Genomic DNA, 19,016 nt, shown 5'->3' with positions numbered 1-19,016 from the left:
ATACTACATTTATGATAGTTGTGAGTTTTATGGTTAATTATCAGGACATATCACCTTAGGAATTTTACTTTCACAAGGCACACCTGTTTGGCATTTTCCACAGCCATATCTAGGTTTAAACTTTTGTGCTGTTATATCCAAAAATTTAGAACATATGTTATGATCCTTTCCGTTCTCTAAAGATATCGCTTTTGCAGGACAATTTCTTATACAGGCACCACACATAGAACAATATTCATAAACCTCTTTATATTTTCTTTCGTCAGGTTTAAATGATATATCACTTATAATACTTCCAAGTCTACCAGCTGCACCAGCTTTAGTTATAATTCCTTTTGAAAGACCAAATGTTCCAAGTCCACATACGAAGGCAGCATGTCTTTCAGACCAGTTGCTTGTAAAAGAGAGATTGGGATTAGAAGACTCTTTAGTAAGAGGACCTTTGAACCAAAACCTTTCATCTATAGAGGGAACAACCACCTTATAACCTTCATTCATTAGTTCTGACTTTAAATATATGGACAGTTTGTTGATTAGAGCTTGACCTTCTATACGTCCATGAAGCCATTCTTCTGATGGCCAAGACATATTCTTTCTATTTCCAATTTTCACTGCTTGACTAAAAGGTAAAAAAAATGATATAACAGTTTTTGCCTGTGGCAGCCATTCTTTTGGAAGCATAAAATGTTCTCCAATTGCTTCTGAATTTTTAAGTAATGAAAAGTATTCATCTTCTGCAGATCCAAAAGCAAAGATTGGTGCTTCAAAAATTTTCATTCCTACAACATTTTCAGAAATAGCAATCTCTTCTGTTATAATATTATCCTTTAAACTTTCAACAAAATCTGCTGCCATTTTTATTAAATCTTCTTTTACCATTTTAACTGTTAGTGAGAATACTCTGTCTCACTAATACACCTTCTTTCATATATTTTCTATATATAATTATACTATAACACAGTTTATCTTTTAACATTTTGAGTGCATTTCATTTCTGGTGATTCTGATTATATCATCATTTACTTAGATGAATTTAATTTGTTGTATAATTCCATTCCCTTACTTGTTAAATTAGGCAATATAAGACTCCGCAATGTAGATAACTAATTTTTTCAATCATTAGTTTCTTCTCTCTCTTTATATAAGTGGCACCATTTAGCTTCTTCTTTGCAAGTCAATTTACAGTTTCCACGCCTTATGCAATGTAAATCTGGATTCTTATATTTACTCTTAGGATTAACTTTTACATGTATGCAGTTAATGCATATCTTATTTATTAAAGTATTATTTTCTTTCATTGTAACCACCTATTCACATTTTTTTATTCTAATATATTATTCCATATAAAACTATTGTAACATTAACTAAAATCACATACCAATATATAGAATAAATATATTTTTATTAACCCCCTTTATACTTACATCTGATTAATTACTCTAATTTCTAATAAATTTATTAAGAATTAGATTTAAATTTTGATTTTACACTTGACTCATAATCCTGATACCTTTGTAGGTTCCTTCTTCAATATTGCTTCCACCCTTAGTTAATTCAGCAATTAATTTTTTATCTCCGAATTTATCACCTGTTATAATTTCCTCAGAATTATTCAATACATCATCTTTCACCAATGATTCTTTATATTTTTGATACAAATAATTGTACTTTTGATATAGGAACTCTGGAAACAGAGCTTCCTATCTTTAAGCACTAAAATGTTGTTAATTATCCATTGTTATCATTTAAATATTACACCTACTAAAGCCGAAACTAGTAATATAACATTTGTAGATACACGTCTTGATATTGCTAATACAAAACTTGCCAATGCAATTGCAATTGTTTCTATATCAATACCATTGTTTACAAATATTTTAAATACAACTATTACACTAAAAGTAGATATAACAATCACTACACCATCAAGCATGCCTTGTGTTGCAGGATAACTGGCAATACGATTATAAAAGCGTTGAACAATTAAGATTAATAATGGTGGTAAAAGTAACGCAATGCATGCCAACAATGCCCCACGTAATCCAGCAACTAAATAGCATAAACTTACAACCCAAAGTCCATTAGGTCCAGGAGTAATTTGTCCAATTGCTAAGGATTCAGTAAATTGTTTTTGTCCTGTCCATCCATAATTTATAAAATCAGAGTGCAAACTAGGTAACGGACCGTAACCTCCTGAAGAGAATAAAACTGATTTAAGTAAAGTCCAAAAAAATATAAGCCAGCTCATTTATTAACCCTCATCTCTTTCTTAGAAATATGCCAATAAGCAATAGCAGCACATAGGCCGCCTAAAATATATAACAAAATTACAGGTGGATTTAAAAGTATATAAATAATTCCACTGACCATCATTATAACAAGTGTTATCCAGAAAATCATGTGTCCTCGTTTATAATTTTTCATAATAACAGGTTGTACATTTCTCCAATTAGTAGCTAAAGCTATACCAAAAATAGCAGCAAATACTGTATGAAGCATAGAATGTACTTTTGGTAACTTGCTAATAGAGGTATAAATTGTAGTTAATGCAATTGTAACTGCTATACTAGGAAAAATAAGTCCTACTAAAGATAAAAATATTCCCATACCGCCAGACAACTTTTTCCCAATAAGTATCGTATATGCAATAATATTCATACCTGGTGTTATTTGACACATTCCAATGATATTAGAATATTCTTCGACTGTTATCCATTTATGTTTATAAATAAATTGTTCTTGAATAAGATATTGAGTAGTAGCACCACCACCGAATGATGTAAAACCAATTTGCAGCCATGTAAGAAACATCTTGGTAATTGTAAAAGTATCTGATTTAATTTCATTTTCATTAATCATTTTAGCTCCTTTTAAATTAAAAATTTCTTAAAAATATTTGATTGATGATATCATCAGTAGCATATAACAATTAGTAAATACACATGGGTACTTTTTTAATATGCATAATGATTCCTTCTTAATCATTTAATTTAATTATATACATCATATGTTATAATGTATAATGATACTATTTTATAAATAGTCATAACTAAAAGTAATGAATAAAGGATTAATAACTATGGATGAAAAAGACTATAAACTAATATTGATGCTATATGAACTAAAAAGTATTACAAAAACATCTGAAAAATTATTTATCACTCAACCTGCTTTGACAAAGAGGATTAAAAAAATAGAAAAAGATTTAGGCACTGACTTGCTTATCCGCTCTAAAAAGGGAGTTTTATTTACTCCTTTAGGTGAAAGCATCATCCCGTATATTAGAACTGCAGCAAATACTTTAGAACAGATGCGCCAACATGTATCCTCTAACAATAACTTTATCGGTGGAAGTCTAACTTTAGGAGCTTCATTAAATTATGCACGATATCGCCTTCCTAAGGTTTTAAAAAGTTATACAGAGTCATTTCCAAATGTTGATGTTAATATAATTACTGATCATAGCAAAAATTTATATAGTAGACTTAAAAATGATGAATTTTCTATGGCTATCATACGTGGAGAATATAAGTGGGACGAACACATCATACTATTAGATACCGAACCGATGTGCCTCGTATGCAGTAATGAAAATGCAAATCTCTCTCTTAATTCTTACTCATACATTGTCAAAACTACTGATCCTATTTCACAAGGAAAAATCCAGACTTGGCTTTTTGAAAATGGCATATCTATTGACAATGCAAAACTTTGGATTGACAATATTGATACTTGCTTAGAAATGGCTAAATGCGGATTAGGATGGAGTATTCTTCCTAAAATTTGTTTAGACAACTTTGATGGATATGTTAAAGATTTATATTTTTCAGATGGAACTCCATTTTCCCGTAGTACTTATATTTTATGTAAAAATTCTTATTATATGCTGCCACAGATTAAACTACTTATAAAATATTTAAAATGTAACCAAAGACATCATCATCAGTCACATTGATAACACTATAATAAATAAATTTTAGATTTGTTTTTCAAATAACTTCTAATCATAGAATTATTGGTGTATTGGTTAATGTTATTAAGCATCCACTTTCTCTTTATACTTATAGAGATTTCTTAGTAAAAAAGGACCTTGTTAATACTGGATAGCAGGATGCTGTTGAAAAGGCTATAAGTTATGGATTGAATGATAAAGAAATGATAAATTTAGTAGAATTGTTTTCCAAAATGGTTAATCAGGTTAAATAAAAATGAAACTATATAAATTATAGCTTCATTTTTATATTTGCTTCACATAATCTTTGTATTATAAACTTATCTATTTATTTTAATATATCAATATTAAAATGTAGCTTTTGAAAAACATAACTAAAAACACTCCAAAATTCAAAATTGAATAATGCAGTGTTCGTAAAAATTATTTGATTTTCAGAATTAAATCGTTAGATAAGGGGATATGTGATAAAATTAATGTTAAAATTATACTACCTCAAATCATTAGCCTTTTATTACATTCTTTAACTAACCCATCCTATTCATCTATTTCTTATTTTGTTCTGTTATTTTTTAGTAAGCGTAGTTAAAGGACGTTACAAAGCCTTAGTTAAGCTTGCTTGCTGCTGGTTATTTTTGAATTAATCTTTTATAATACCTTTTCTAAAGAAATTAACATATTTCCTGTCTTCACCTTGAAAACATCTTCCATCTGACATTTCGTTAGCTGCAGAGAAATATTTTAATGCTCTGTCATAGTCCTTCATTCCAAATAACACCTTAGCTGCCAAAAAGTATCTCTCTCCGCTGTCAATTCTAAAAGTAGCACATTCAAAAAGTTCATTCGACCACTTTTTAGCTTCTTCAAAATTGTTCAATGATATATAAGCTCTACAAATAGCTTCTGCTAGGTGAAAACTCTCACTATAGTTTTCTTTTGGTAAAGGTAACAGGTACCATGCTTGTTTTAAAGTTGCTAGTATTTTATCATAGTTCTTTTGCTCATAATACTGATTAGTTGAGCACATTAAATCATCTATGATTTTACTTAATTTATCATTTAATATTAACTTTTCCATTACAATCACTCCATTCATCTGTTTTAATTTTATTTTACTGGTGGTAATTTTACAGGAGGTACTTCTTCTATAGGTGGTTCATCTATAGGAGGTAAATCCATTTCCATCTGTTCCCACACATCTGAAGGCTTTTCTTTATCTAATGGGGGTAGGTATGTTTCTTTTATTCTTCCGCCATCTGCTCTGTTTTTGCTACGGTGTTCAAGATAATAATTATCTGGATTTAACATCCATTTTCTTACTTCTGGAGCCCTTTCACCATACTTTCTTCCCTCTTTATTCCACCATTTAACTGCATCAGTTATATGTGACATATCTCCGTAGCTTAGTTCATACCATTCACCATCATACGCTTTAAATTTAGTTTGGCCATTCTGTACTTTTATAGTACCATCTTTTAACATTCTAGCAATAACTTGTTTGCCTGTACGTGAGGTTTTACTAGGTGTTTTTCCTACGCATTGTAATCTTTTTGTGATTCCGGCTATTAGTGGTGAATCTTCTCCACCTAATACATTATAGATATGTTGACCCTTTGCTTCATTTAATTTATCAATATTATAATTTAACTTATCTTCACTAAGATCATTAGCATTTAACAGGATTTGACCAACAATCCCTCCTAAGACATTATTAGCCACCTCGTCAGTATAGCGGTCTAGCCAAGAATCCTTTGGATTCTCATTTCTATATTTGATTATTTCTTCTTCGATTTTCTGTTTTTCCTCTATTGTATTAGCTTCAAACCATTTTAATGATAAAGCTACTAATACATTTTGAGATTTAATTGAGTACTTATCTGAATCCTTATCTTTATCATATAATATATCTGGAAATGATATGGCTTCTTCTCTTAATTTACAGTATTCATCTTGACCTAAAATAATTTCTGAAAGCTCTAACATATCAATTTCTTCATCTGTTAAATCTTTTGGATTCTTCATCATTAATTGCAGTATTTTATTTTTGTCTACTTTTCCATCCACTGAAATAAGTCCCATTTCTCTAATCTTACGTAAATCATTATCAGACATTCCGGACATATGCCTAAACACTGAACATATATTGCTTTCCAATGTCTTAACACCACTGCAATACTGATTAAAGGAATCGTTAAAATCTGTCAAACTAGTTGTTTGATCTTTTAGCGACTTTCGTGCCTTTTCAATATCTTCTCCAATAGGAAATGTTGTAAAGGTTAGGCTATTCAATAAATTTTGTATTTCTACAAATTTAGAATCCATTTTTTTTAAATGGTTATTTACACACTCATCAACATTTTTATTTATTAGAGCTTGACCTGAGTATTGAAGTGAAATAATCCCTATATCATCATGTGTAAGAGCCGCTCCTCCTGCACTTCTTTTTATACAAGCTTCAAAACCCTCACATCTTTTCTTTAATTTAATCGCATCTGGCTTTGCATATCTTTCCATTACATTTTCCATATACTTAAAATCTTCTTCTAAATTTGTATAAAACTCTTGCTTTTTACTATGATTTTGTTCAAATTTATCTTTTGCTGCACCTGACCATCCCATGTCTGTAAGTTCTTTAACTGTTTTATTTATATTTCCTTTTTGTTCTTCTAGTATCTTTATAAAATTTTCATAGTCTCTTATTGTATTAGTCAATTCCCCTATGTCTAATTTAAAATCCATTTATTTTCTCCCCCATGCATGTAGCTTTACATTAATATTCACATACTCCTTTATTTTAATTTTCATTCATATATATGTCAACATTAACTTATTTTTCCCATGATGTTAAAAACAGTTTAATTGATTTTGAATTGAACTCAAATACAAAAATATCGACCTTTCCCTTTTACAAAATGAAATTTTTCTTAATTAGTTAATATTAATAACATAATAATCACTGCATTATTAAATTTTCAAAGAACGATTTTTACATATTTAAATTTTTAGATTGTTAGACATTATTTTCATATTTCGTCACTACAGTATTTTAATTAAGGCCTATTAAACATAAATTTATAGAAATCCTCTTCTTTAAATCCACACTTCAAATATAATTTTTCAGCATACTTTGTCCAAAGAACTTTACTTGTGTCTTTTATATTTGCATGGTTGTTTATAAACTCAATTAGTTTTTTTCCCAAGCCATTCCCCCTATATTTTTCATCAATAATTACATCTAATATTAAACTGTAAACAGCATAATCACTTACAACTCTTGCAAATCCAATTTGTATATCATTGTGATAAATTGCAAAACAAAGTGAAGTTTCAATTGTTTTAGCAATGGTTTCAACAGATCGATTTTTAGCCCAATGAGATTGCCTTAACAAGTTACAAACTTCACCTAATTTAATTCGAGTAGAGTTATCTGTAAATATGTATTCACCTTCAATTATTTCCACTTTAAAAACCCCCTCCAAATCGTTCTAAAAATTTCGGAAACAACGATAATATTCCAAATACAAAGCATTTCTTACTGCTTGCTGAAACAAAGCCTAATGTCATATCAATTCCGGCTGAAATACCTTATGATGTATTAATGTCCAAATAATTAAATAGTAGAATATTAATATTCATTTATTTTTAATTTTCATTATAAATTTTTTTCTAGAAAAGAGAGGGTAATTCCTAAAATTAAAAACAGTATACCCACAGTAATATATCCTATTACTACTGCTGGAGCATCTAAACCATATTTATAATGTCTCCTCCTTGTATAAGATATTCTACAACTATAATACAACATAAGAAACTTGCACAATTAATTACCTAAATATTTTTGCTTTTCTCGATTTTTGTATTTATAGTCTTTACTACGTTCCATATTAGAATAATTGGAATTATAATTTTTAAATAAAAAATAGAATTAAGATATATTCTATTTAACAGAACTCATAATCCTGCCGCCTTCGTAAAGCTTATTTTTATTATATTTTAATGTTGATTTAAATCTTATTCAGTTACTACAAGCTTTATAAATACTATTATCCATGAATTCTGTTCCACTGCAAAAGACTTAACACTTTCAATTCAAGAGATGCAAAAAGCTATAGATCAAGCTTCACTATCAAGGGAAAGTACAGAAAAATTGAATATGGATATAAATAAATTTAAAATATAGTTCTATAGTTCCTTTGTATTAAAGTTTCTATAAAAGATTTGACGGGTTAAGTCAGCCTTTTTTATTATTTCTGTACTTCCTTGGAGTTAAGAAAGGTAAATTCTTCACATACAATGCCAAAAGTGATATTATTGTATCAAAAACAAAACGCTTAGTTTCTGCATCAATACCCTTTACAGCTCCCATGGTTATAACTACTTTTTTGCGCCAATCCTCAGTTTATAAAGCATGTGTGGAATATGCTCTGCTTTGGGCAAGTTTCCAATTCTTACAGGTTCCCTGCTATCTGCAATCCATGATACAACTTTATCAAAATGAATATAGACAAATTGAGATAAAACCAAGCTATCTACCAGATTGAACTTGGTAGTTTTAAAATCCTCCATTTGTCATTTTGCATAATCCACAATAAATCTATTAAATACGTCTGTCATTGCAAATATAAAGAAAAACTTATTCTCACCATTTCTTATTTCACAATAATTGAAAACTAAAATATATTTACTTACATATGTTGTAATACTTATCTATCATTATTCTATGGGTATTTGGTATATCCTTAGGTAATTCTTCATAACTAAAAAACTTTAATTCCTTAGTTTCTAAACCATCTATATTTAATATTCCACTGAAGCTTTTAGTAAAATATCCAACACTTATAAAATATGCCTTATCGCCATTTGGAAATTCTATGAGACATTCTTCTCCTGAAGTGGTTCCTAATAAATTTAGTTCTTTAACCTCTAATCCTGTCTCTTCCTTTGCCTCCCTAACTGCAGTTTCTTCAAGGGATTCTCCTAATTCCGTAATTCCTCCAACTAGCCCCCATTTATATGGGAATGTTCCTCTTCTTTGAAGTAAAATTTCATTGCTAGGATTTATTATCAGTACATTTACTCCTGTTAAATTTATTGCATCATGCCCAACTCTATTGCGTATATATTTAACATAATCCATTTTCTAACTTGCTACCTCCTAATTACATCTGCAAAAGTTTGTCAACGGCTTCATATCTAATAGGAACACCTGCTTTGCCTCTCCTTATATCTCTTTTACCTATCATATTAGCAACATATATGTCCTCAGAAACTTGAACAAATTGAATTTGTTAACAGCCCCCGGAAGTCCTTGCGAAGCCTTGCCAGAGCTTACTAATATCATTTAGTAGAGTATCTCCAATCTTCACAACTCCATACATCTGTTGCAATATCTCTATAAAACTCTAGCTCGTGACATACTAAAATTATACTTCCATCATATTCTTTTAAGGCACGTTTAAGTTCATCTTTAGCATATATATCCAAATGATTTGTAGGTTCATCTAAAACTAATACATTTGTAGGTTTATTAATTAGCTTGCATAGTCTAACTCTAGCTTGTTCTCCTCCACTTAATAAGTTAATGGAGCTATCTATATGTCGTCTTGTTAATCCACATTTAGCAAGGCTGCTTCTTACTTCTGTTTGAGTGAAATTTGGAAAAGCGTTCCAAACCTCATATAGAACTGAATTAGTATTATCTCCTATAATTTCCTGCTCAAAATATCCAATCTTTTTATAATCACTTAAAATTACTTTACCATTTATAGGTCTTAATAATCCAAGTAAACTTTTTAAAAGAGTAGTTTTTCCTAACCCATTAGCTCCTGTTATTACAATTTTTTGTCCTCTTTTCATACTTAAATTTAAAGGCTTGCTTAAGGGTTTATCATATCCAATAATTAAATTACTAGTTTTAAAAATTATGTTTTCTGGCATTCTTATACTTTTAAAATTAAAATGAGGTTTTATGATTTCTTTTTTAATTTCTATTTTTTCAATTTTATTAAGTTGCTTTTCTCTTGCTTTAGCTTGTTTTGCAGTTGCTGTTCTAACTTTATTTTTTCTTATATATTCTTCAAGCTTTGCAATTTTATTTTGCTGCTCTTTATATTCAATTATCCTCTGCTGTTTTCGTATTTTATAAAGCTTAACAAAATAGTCATAGTTTCCTTCATATCTTGTTAATACTTTGTGTTCAAGGTGATAAACTACATTTACTACACTATTTAAAAAACTATTATCATGGCATATTAATATAAATGCACTTTCATAGTTTGATAAATAATTTCTAAGCCATTCTATATGTCTTTCATCCAAATGATTAGTTGGCTCATCTAACAATAAAATATCTGGTTTTTCTAAAAGCAGCTTGGCAAGTAAAACTTTAGTTCTCTGCCCTCCACTTAAATCTGAAACATCTTTATATAAAAGCTCATTAATTCCAAGACCAGCTGCCACTCCCTGTATTTTCGAATTAATACTGTAAAAATCACTCTTGTCTAAGATTTCCTGCAAAGTAGAAATTTTATTTAAGCTTTTATTCATTTCCTCCATATTCATATTACCAAGTTTAATATATAAATCATTAATTCTATTCTCTATATTAAATAAATTTATAAATGCTTTTTTTAAAAAATTTATTGCAGTAATTCCTTCTTTTAAATCAACCAACTGATCCATATATCCAATATTGAATTTGCTATTCCATTCAATAGTACCACAATCAGGTAAAATTTCATTATTTATAATTTTCATAAAGGTTGATTTACCTTCGCCATTAGCACCAATAAGTCCAATATGTTCTCCTCTTAACAATCTAAAAGATGCATTATTAAATAATATTCTGTCACCAAATGAATGACTCATATTTTCGATTTTTAAAATGCTCACAATTATCTCCTCCTTATATCTCACAATGAATAATATCATCATAAGATGCAAAGACCAAGTTCATAAATAATTCTGTAATGTTTATAATCATATGTGGATGCCTCACTAAGGAATTTACATACAACATATTGATTTACAAATTTAAAATCAACATAATATTATTGTAGTATTTATTCTTAATACAACATTCCCTTTAAAAATACTTATATATGAAAATTAAAGACATATTTTTCATAGTAATAACTGTGAAAAACATGTCTTTTATATTAATCATATTTTTTTTGCTTTCTGATTATTCTTCTAATACTGCTTTCTGTTAAAAAATACTCTTGAGATAAAACTTTAACAGGCACGCCTAAAGAATATCTATCAAATATTTCTTTATCCCGTTCTTGAAGATATTTTTTAGTTTCAGTATTTTCCCCCCAGGATTTTTTGTTTTCATCTTTTCGAGGTATATATATATATCCACCATCAATATAATTTTGAATTATCTCAATTATATTGTCTGGCAATATATTTTGTGCTTTTTCATATTTCATAAATTCTTTGCTCCAATCTACATTTAATATATAAATGAAGATGCAAAAATTAATTAAAATATGAAAAACTTAATATATTGGCTCCAAGCAAAAGTTTTTCATATCTTACAATCTTTGCATGGAGCTAACTACTATAGTTAAAATCATGATAAATTCACCTCCTTTTTTATTATACACTACAATATTTCAGTAATTTATGTCAATTTTAAATTTACTTGTTTTGCTTTTGCATAACCAAGTACTTTATTATAAAACATTTTAGTTGAAGATGTTCTCCTTTCAGTAGAGTAAATCAATTGTACATTACCATTTTTTACATATTTTCTATATTTATAATTTCAAAACCATTTCATATTGGCTAACATTTTGTTCAAATTTTAAATTCAATAAAAAATCTTTCATAGAATCGCAGTGATTATCTACATTTAGAACCTTAATATTATATGCTTCCGTATTCTTAAATAAATCTGCAAATATACTTCTCCCAATCCCCCTACCTCTATAATTTTTATCTACTGCTATCTGTGGGATATCTCCTGTATATTTATCAATAATTCCATAACCAACTATAGTATTATCTATGATTATAATAGAATATACAAATGTACCTGATGCATCATTAACTGAATCAATAGAATTTTGCCATGATGGTTTAAAATCCCAAAACTTTGCAAATTCTTTCCAATTACTTTTAGTAATACTATTTATATGTTGAGTCTCATATGCTGCTGTAGGAATATATTTATTTTTATCTAAATTGAAGCATTCAAACTCTCTTAATATTTCAAAGCCTTGTTTTTTATATAGACGAACTGCAGAAATATTTGATTGAATTACTTCAAGTAAATATTGTTCCACGCCCATTTCTTCGAGCAGCTGTTTTGTATTAAAAAACATATTACTTGTTATTCCATGTTTTCTATAAGTTTTTATAACACCTGTTCCTGTGTCATATGCAGTTAATTTACCATCCCAGTACCTAATTCCATTTAAAAGAAAACCAACTAATGCATTATTTTCAAATGCTCCTATTGAAGCTTTTGAAACATATCCTCGTCTTTGAAGCATTTGTTGAAACTTTAAAATCGGTAAATCAATTTTTACTTGATAATCAGAAAATGCTTCTATAAAAGTTTTATATAATTTCTCCACATCTATACTTTCCAAAGTGCTGTAATTAAACATTTCTTTCCTCCTTCTAGCTGTATTTTTTGTTCATTTGATAACTAAACTCTTTATTTAATCGAAAAACTTCTCGATATCCTTTTTTCATATTGGAAATCAAAAATTCCAAAGAAATTAACTGCACTTTGTCCAAAAAAGTCCATAGAACTTTTAAAAACAGAATCCTCAATTCTTTGATAATCCATAATTATTCTCCTCTAATTATACCAAATTTTACTTAACATAGTATTGGTATAATTTTTAGAAATTTACACCTGTGGAGTATTAAAAGTGTTTGCCTGAAATTTCTAATTTTTGCGAACCCTAGAATAGTTTTTTTTTGCTACTATTAGCAAGTTCAACCAAGGCTGTGCAAAAAACTAGTTTATCATGCAAGATTTCAACAACTATATTGCAAAGAGTATTAGTGTTTTATATGAAAAAGGGCTTGATGCCATTAATTTATTAGTAAGCAGCAATACCATTTTGGAAATATGATATAATATTCATAAAGTTTAAACGAAATACTAAAATAAAATATAATATAATAGAGTTTAATTATTTTTATTTTATGAGTTTGGAGAGATATTGATGTCTATTGAAGAAAACAAATATGGTAATATAACTGGTATTGTTAGTAAAGTAGTAAAGATATCGGATGATAAATTAGATAAAGAAATTCACCAAGTTATGGAAATGTATGCTAAATTAGTAACTGCATGTCCTCATACATTTAAAGAAATAAAAAAGTATTTTTTAGAACAGTGTGATGCTATGCCTATAGCATTAAATGATGAGCGTATGGACCTTTTTAAATCAGTTGTGATTATGAAACATTTTAAAGATGAAGAGCATAAAGCACCAAGATTTTCTGATATGACAAATGAAGAAATAGCCAAATGGCATAAAGAAAAAAGTGATATGTTTTATGATGCTCATTTTGAGTCTCCTCAACAATATGGACTTAATCTTCATGGATACTATTTACCATATACAAAACGTAATGAAGTTTTCTATAATGAAGTGTATTCAAAATTCAAGAACTGTACATATGGAATTGCTAACAGATCTGAGATGGATGATATTTGTTTCTTCTTTGAAGAAACTACTGGAGATTATTATTTTACCTGTCCTGGATGTAGTCTCATGTATAAAGTGATAATTTTTATTGGTATAAATGAGGAGGATATTAAAAAACGTAATCAACGTTTTGCAACATACTTCAATGCAATGGTTCAAATGGGGTATTTGCCTAAATTGTATTAAGAATAATAAATTTTAATACTTATCATCCTTTTCAAATAATTTCTCTAAAACCTTCTTACATAAAAAAGTATTTGTAAAAAATATAGTTCTATAGTTCCTTAACATCATAAATTAAAGGATTTATAAGCTTTAATACAAGTTCTGCAAGTTGTGCAGGAGTTTCTATAAAATTATTTTCCAGCCAATGAGCTTTTACTTGAACTAAACCACCTAATAGAAAATGTTTCATATATGATATTTCTAAATCAGAGTTGGCATAAAGTTTAATAATTGCTTGGTCAAAATATTTGCCCATATAGGGATAATAGAAATCCATAACTTTATGATTGACCTTACTTTTTTTTACTAATAACAAAAAATCCTTATTTTTATGCCAATAATGAAAATAAGTTACCAATATTTTATACATATTCTTTTGGGGCATTTGTTCTATTTCATCAAAACAGTCTTTATATAATTTTTTTACATATTCATTAAGTACTTCTTCCTTTGTATTAAAGTTTCTATAAAAGGTTTGACGGGTTAAGTCAGCCTTTTTTATTATTTCTGTAATTGTAATCTTATTAAATTCTTTTTCTTCCATTAACGCTAAAAGAGCTTCTGTAATCCACGTTTGAGACCTTAAAGCTGTGATGTTTTGTGTTTCTTTTTTCATAAAGGTTACATTCCTTTCTATAATGTATCACTTAAGCTAAAAGTATTGACCATACTTTTCTAATATTATATTATATAAGCAAATAAGTTACAAGTGTAACACTTCTTCAGAGGACAGAGGACACTTCTTCAGAGGACAGAGGACAATTGACATAGGACAGTGAAGAATGATTTTATAATAAATAAAAATACGAGTGGAGATGGTAATATGATGAAAGTAGATACTGAAAAGTGTGTAGGCTGTGGATTATGTGTTAAGGATTGTTTTCCAAGAGATATAGAAATGGTTGATAACAAAGCTAAAATTAACAATGTAACTTGTTTTAAATGTGGCCATTGCATAGCAGTATGCCCTAAAGCAGCAATAACAACTGATGAATACAATATGGAAGATGTAAAAGAATATAATAAAGAAGAATTTTCAATACAGCCTGATAGTTTATTGAATTTCATTAAGTTTAGAAGAACTATAAGACAATTTGAAAATAAGCCAGTAGAGAAAGAGAAGATTTCTAAAATTATAGAAGCAGGAAGATTTACTCAAACTGGCAGTAATATGCAGGATGTATCTTATACAGTAGTAACAGAAGGAATACAGGAGCTTAAAGCTTTAACTCTTAAAAGCCTGAAAAAAATAGGAGAAACTATGTTAGCTAATCTAACTCCTCAGACTATGGCATATAAGAGATATGCTGAGTTATGGTTAAAAATGTATGAAGAATATTTAGAAAATCCTAATTTCAATGACAAACTATTCTTCAATGCTCCAGCATTAGTAATTGTTACAGCTAATTCAGTTGTAGATGGAGCCCTGGCTTCTTCAAATATGGAATTAATGACTAATGCCTTAGGACTTGGAACCTTCTTCAGTGGATTTTTCGTAAGAGCTGCACAGGACAATAAAGAGATTTTGGACTTCCTTGGAGTTAAGGAAGGTAAACAAGTTGTTACCTGTATGGTGATAGGCTATCCAAAAGTTAAATATATGAGAACTGTACCAAGAAAAGCTGCAGATATATCTTGGAAATAATATTTAGGTGTTGTGAAATTGTACTTTTGATATAGGGGCTCTGGAAACAGAGCTTCCTATCTTTAAGCACTCAAATGTTGCTTCTCATGGCGATTTAGTTGCTGCAGGTGAGAATAATGGTAATTGGTGTGCTACATTAAAATTTTTCATGCAGGAAAATGGCACTCCATTCCTTAGAGCTGCCAATCCTAATTATAAAGATATTCCAATGACTTCTAATCATAGAATTATTGGTGTATTGGTTAATGTTATTAAACATCCCCCTTCTCTTTATACTTATAGGGATTTTCTAGTTAAGAAAGATCTTGTTAATACTTGATGGCAGGATACTGTTGAAAAGGCTATAAGTTATGGGTTGGATGATAAGAAAATGATTAATTTGATAGAGTTGTTTTCTAAGATGGTGAAACAAGTTAAGTAACTCAGGACCTATAATTAAAATTATAGGTTCAGGCTGTTGATAAACATATTTTGTCAGCAGCTCTTTTAATTTTTTGCCCGATAGGGATTTTTTTGATTCAAAAAGGATTTTCTGTATAAATGTCGAATATATAATATAGATAAAATTAACCCGATAGGGTTTTTACGGAGGTAATATATGCTTACAAATAATTCAGAAAAACAAAATGAATTAGAATTAGTTTATATAGAAAATTTAGTTCCCAAAAACCATATCCTTAGAAAAATAGATAAATATATTGATTTTTCTTTTATAAGAGAACTAATAAAAGATTTATATTGTCACAATAATGGTAGGCCATCAGTAGATCCAGTAGTCTTATTTAAAATGCTTTTTATTGGATATCTATTTGGTATACGTTCAGAACGTCAGCTTGTTAAAGATATTGAAGTTAATGTAGCTTATAGATGGTTTTTGGGATATAATCTTACAGATAAAATTCCAAGTCATTCAACTATAAGTCAAAATAGAATAGCAAGATTTAAAGATACCAATATATATCAAAAGATATTTGATAATATTGTACTTCAAGCTATAAATAAAAAATTAGTAGATGGTAAAATTTTATACACAGATTCAACTCACTTAAAAGCTAACGCTAATAAAAATAAGTTTACTAAAGAAATAATTACTCAGTCAACTAAAGGATATCTTGAACAACTGGAAAAAGATATTGATAAAGATAGAATAGAACATGGAAAAAAACCTTTAAAAAAAAAGAAAAAATAGCTGAAACTAAAGAAATAAAAGTAAGCACTACAGATCCTGAAAGTGGATACATGGTTAGAGAAGGTAAACCGAAAGGTTTCTTCTATTTGGATCATAGAACAGTAGATGGCAAATACAATATAATAACTGATGTCTACGTAACTCCAGGAAATATTAATGATGTAGATCCTTATATTGATAGATTAAAAACACAAATAGAAAAGTTTAATTTTCACACAAAATATGTAGTTGCTGATGCTGGTTATTCAACTAATCCAATTTGTAAAAAACTTTCTGAGAAAAGTTATAAGGCCGTTTTAGGCTTTAGACTAGGACCGCACGTTAAAGGCAAATTTACAAAATATAGATTTCAGTATGTTAAAGATTTAGATGGTTATGTTTGTGAAAATAAGTACCTATTAAAATATAAAACAACCAATAGACAAGGCTATAAAGAATATGTTAGTAATTCAGATAATTGTACAAACTGTAAATATAGAGATAAATGTTTAACTTCAGATAAAGCAAGCTTTAGAACTATTAGACGCCATGTTTGGGAGGACTATAAAGAAGAAGTTTTTAAGTTTACCAAGACAGAAAAAGGAAAAAGTATATATAATAGACGAAAAGAAAAAATTGAGCGTAGCTTTGCAGATTCAAAAAATCTTCATGGTCTACGCTATGCTCGTTTGCGTGGAATCAAAAAAGTTTCTGAACAATGCCTACTTACGGCAGCAGTTCAGAATATGAAAAAGATAGCCAGAGTGCTATCGCACATTTTTTTGATTTTACGAAACAACTATTTACAAATATTTGAAGATGTTGATATTTTCTATAAATACTACCGCATAAATTAGAATCGATAATTTTACCCAGCACTTTTAAAAGTGCTGGGTTCTTGAACAATCTGGACCTATAATTAAAATTATAGGTTTCTTCTTTAATAACTATATTTAATTCGTATAATTTTTGAAATATAACTTAACCATTCATCTATATTGATTATGAAATGTTTATGTGGTACAATCTTATAATTGTGTACTGTACTCGACTCCTGACTGAGAATGCCGGTGCACTCGATTTCTGTGATAAAATGATTGTCTTTGACAAATTGATAATTTCACTTTCGTTCTATACACTACTCTTTATCATTGCTTGTTTTATGGGAGGAGTTGGTAACATGACAGCTTGTTTATTAGTTAACTTAATAACTAATTTTATTGCAGGATTCAGAGGTCGGGTAGAGTACACATCATTTTGTTATGATTTTCACTCACTTTTATCCATCCAATTTTTGAATGGAACAAATTAAATGATAAAGAAATGACTAATTTAATAGAATTGTTTTCTAAAATGGTTAAGCAAGTTAAATAATTTAGGACCTATGATTAAAATTATAGATCCTTTTTTATAACTATATTTAATTCATATAATCTTTGTAATGCGACGAAAAAACACCGTAGAATTCAACTTTGAATAATACAGTGTTTAGATAAATCGTTCGTTTTTTCAGTTGTTACGCTAAAAAAAAGGTTGCAAACTAATCATCAATATCATATACTAACTCCTTAAATTCTTTAATCGATTTGGAATTAATCAAATTAGGAAATACATCTCTGATTTCATTAAGAAGCATCATAGATTTCCTTTTGACTTCTTGTTCAAATTCTGTATATGATATGAAAGATTCTACAAAATCGGTAGTTTCCATTTCAACATCCTTTGTGAATGTTTCACCTGTATTTAACACAATCTCTGCACAAAGAGGAGTCACTGACATTGCAGGTGTACCTCCATATTTAAAATTTTTAATATTATACGGAATTTGTCTAAGTTCTCTGACTTTAATACTGTCACCTAATTTTGTTAGATCTATCCAATCACTACATTCAATTTCAGAAAAGATTAAATAGTTATTTTTCCTTAAAAGTTTCACTGCTTGAATAAGGTGTGTAAACCATAATATTACCCACTCATCTTGGAAGCATCCTACCTTAAACATTTCTTCAGAAATTTTTCCTTCAAATACATAACCTATTTTATTGCCATTAAAATTCAACTCAATTTGTCCCTCAAAGTCATTGAAATCATCATCAAAAACTTCAGGTGTTAAAAGCAAAAGTTCTTTTATATCCTCAACTATCCTATATTTAATTTCAAACACCTCATATCACCCCCTAGTATGTACATTCTCGTTACTTCTGTAAAAATTAATTATAAATTTCTTACTGTTGTACAATAGTTTACGATTGTGATTTAATCAATATAAAAATTGTACCACATTTTCCATATATTTTTAGAATTATATAAAAAGCGTAGGGATTTTTAACACTGAATTATTCCATTTTC

General features: G+C 28.7%; 20 protein-coding genes. 5 read left to right on the top strand and 15 right to left on the bottom strand.

Annotation, left to right across the window (positions count from 1 at the left end):
* Positions 1 to 33: 33 nt before the first annotated feature.
* The 5 genes from Q6H37_RS07940 to Q6H37_RS07920 all read right to left on the bottom strand — a co-directional run bounded on the left by Q6H37_RS07940 (position 34) and on the right by Q6H37_RS07920 (position 2,859).
* Positions 34 to 879: a 4Fe-4S binding protein gene (locus Q6H37_RS07940; RefSeq protein ID WP_318740707.1), complete on the bottom strand. Its 846-nt coding sequence runs from the start codon at positions 877 to 879 to the stop codon at positions 34 to 36.
* Positions 880 to 1,112: 233 nt separating this feature from the next.
* Entirely contained in the window at positions 1,113 to 1,298 is a 186-nt protein-coding gene (locus tag Q6H37_RS07935) for a hypothetical protein (protein ID WP_318740705.1), read from the bottom strand.
* 186 nt (positions 1,299 to 1,484) lie between these two features.
* Positions 1,485 to 1,658, bottom strand: a complete 174-nt coding sequence (locus tag Q6H37_RS07930) for a hypothetical protein (protein WP_318740703.1) — start codon at positions 1,656 to 1,658, stop codon at positions 1,485 to 1,487.
* 83 nt (positions 1,659 to 1,741) lie between these two features.
* Positions 1,742 to 2,248, bottom strand: coding sequence for a chromate transporter (locus Q6H37_RS07925; protein WP_318740701.1), 507 nt, complete (start codon positions 2,246 to 2,248; stop codon positions 1,742 to 1,744).
* A complete protein-coding gene (locus Q6H37_RS07920; RefSeq protein ID WP_318740699.1) occupies positions 2,245 to 2,859 on the bottom strand; it encodes a chromate transporter in 615 nt (204 codons plus the stop codon). The genes Q6H37_RS07925 and Q6H37_RS07920 overlap by 4 nt, the downstream gene beginning before the upstream one ends.
* A gap of 220 nt (positions 2,860 to 3,079) precedes the next feature.
* Between Q6H37_RS07920 and Q6H37_RS07915 the strand changes: the two genes are divergently transcribed.
* The gene (locus tag Q6H37_RS07915; RefSeq protein WP_318740697.1) at positions 3,080 to 3,955 is read left to right on the top strand and encodes a LysR family transcriptional regulator; all 876 of its coding nucleotides are present in this window, start codon (positions 3,080 to 3,082) and stop codon (positions 3,953 to 3,955) included.
* Between the two features lie 637 nt (positions 3,956 to 4,592).
* Here Q6H37_RS07915 and Q6H37_RS07910 read toward each other — a convergent pair.
* The 8 genes from Q6H37_RS07910 to Q6H37_RS07875 form a co-directional block, all read right to left on the bottom strand.
* On the bottom strand, positions 4,593 to 5,030 hold the full coding sequence (locus tag Q6H37_RS07910) for a hypothetical protein (protein WP_318740695.1): 438 nt from the start codon (positions 5,028 to 5,030) through the stop codon (positions 4,593 to 4,595).
* Between the two features lie 29 nt (positions 5,031 to 5,059).
* Positions 5,060 to 6,691 (bottom strand): GH-E family nuclease, encoded by a 1,632-nt coding sequence (locus tag Q6H37_RS07905; protein ID WP_318740694.1) that lies wholly within the window; start codon positions 6,689 to 6,691, stop codon positions 5,060 to 5,062.
* A gap of 311 nt (positions 6,692 to 7,002) precedes the next feature.
* Entirely contained in the window at positions 7,003 to 7,413 is a 411-nt protein-coding gene (locus Q6H37_RS07900) for a GNAT family N-acetyltransferase (protein ID WP_318740692.1), read from the bottom strand.
* Between the two features lie 1,220 nt (positions 7,414 to 8,633).
* On the bottom strand, positions 8,634 to 9,089 hold the full coding sequence (locus Q6H37_RS07895; RefSeq protein ID WP_318740690.1) for an NUDIX hydrolase: 456 nt from the start codon (positions 9,087 to 9,089) through the stop codon (positions 8,634 to 8,636).
* Positions 9,090 to 9,289: 200 nt separating this feature from the next.
* The gene (locus Q6H37_RS07890) at positions 9,290 to 10,843 is read right to left on the bottom strand and encodes an ABC-F family ATP-binding cassette domain-containing protein (protein WP_318740688.1); all 1,554 of its coding nucleotides are present in this window, start codon (positions 10,841 to 10,843) and stop codon (positions 9,290 to 9,292) included.
* Between the two features lie 266 nt (positions 10,844 to 11,109).
* Positions 11,110 to 11,385 (bottom strand): CD3324 family protein, encoded by a 276-nt coding sequence (locus tag Q6H37_RS07885; RefSeq protein ID WP_318740686.1) that lies wholly within the window; start codon positions 11,383 to 11,385, stop codon positions 11,110 to 11,112.
* Between the two features lie 330 nt (positions 11,386 to 11,715).
* Entirely contained in the window at positions 11,716 to 12,570 is an 855-nt protein-coding gene (locus tag Q6H37_RS07880; protein WP_318740684.1) for a GNAT family N-acetyltransferase, read from the bottom strand.
* Between the two features lie 50 nt (positions 12,571 to 12,620).
* A complete protein-coding gene (locus Q6H37_RS07875) occupies positions 12,621 to 12,755 on the bottom strand; it encodes a hypothetical protein (RefSeq protein WP_318740682.1) in 135 nt (44 codons plus the stop codon).
* A gap of 385 nt (positions 12,756 to 13,140) precedes the next feature.
* On the opposite strand from Q6H37_RS07875, the gene Q6H37_RS07870 reads away from it, so the two are divergent.
* Positions 13,141 to 13,815, top strand: a complete 675-nt coding sequence (locus tag Q6H37_RS07870) for a hypothetical protein (protein ID WP_318740680.1) — start codon at positions 13,141 to 13,143, stop codon at positions 13,813 to 13,815.
* A gap of 88 nt (positions 13,816 to 13,903) precedes the next feature.
* Here the strand turns inward: Q6H37_RS07870 and Q6H37_RS07865 are convergent, their stop codons facing one another.
* Positions 13,904 to 14,470: a TetR/AcrR family transcriptional regulator gene (locus tag Q6H37_RS07865; protein WP_318740678.1), complete on the bottom strand. Its 567-nt coding sequence runs from the start codon at positions 14,468 to 14,470 to the stop codon at positions 13,904 to 13,906.
* A 207-nt stretch (positions 14,471 to 14,677) separates the two neighbouring features.
* On the opposite strand from Q6H37_RS07865, the gene Q6H37_RS07860 reads away from it, so the two are divergent.
* From Q6H37_RS07860 to Q6H37_RS07855, 3 genes are all read left to right on the top strand, one after another.
* Positions 14,678 to 15,499, top strand: a complete 822-nt coding sequence (locus Q6H37_RS07860) for a nitroreductase family protein (RefSeq protein ID WP_318740676.1) — start codon at positions 14,678 to 14,680, stop codon at positions 15,497 to 15,499.
* A gap of 31 nt (positions 15,500 to 15,530) precedes the next feature.
* Entirely contained in the window at positions 15,531 to 15,818 is a 288-nt protein-coding gene (locus Q6H37_RS29525) for a LexA family protein (RefSeq protein WP_412523933.1), read from the top strand.
* Positions 15,819 to 16,097: 279 nt separating this feature from the next.
* Positions 16,098 to 17,524 (top strand): IS1182 family transposase gene (locus Q6H37_RS07855; RefSeq protein ID WP_412523864.1). Its coding sequence is split into 2 segments (ribosomal slippage): positions 16,098 to 16,686 and positions 16,686 to 17,524, totalling 1,428 coding nucleotides; the frame shifts between segments, so codons are not numbered across the junction.
* Between the two features lie 683 nt (positions 17,525 to 18,207).
* Here the strand turns inward: Q6H37_RS07855 and Q6H37_RS07850 are convergent.
* Positions 18,208 to 18,831, bottom strand: a complete 624-nt coding sequence (locus Q6H37_RS07850) for a hypothetical protein (RefSeq protein WP_318740674.1) — start codon at positions 18,829 to 18,831, stop codon at positions 18,208 to 18,210.
* Positions 18,832 to 19,016 lie beyond the last annotated feature (185 nt).

Origin of the sequence: Clostridium sp. JS66 (genome assembly GCF_033561535.1) — a bacterium.
Classification (GTDB): Bacteria; Bacillota; Clostridia; order Clostridiales; family Clostridiaceae; genus Clostridium_AM; species Clostridium_AM carboxidivorans.
Note: the sequence above shows the minus strand (reverse complement) of the source record. Positions and strands in the feature narration are given on the sequence as shown.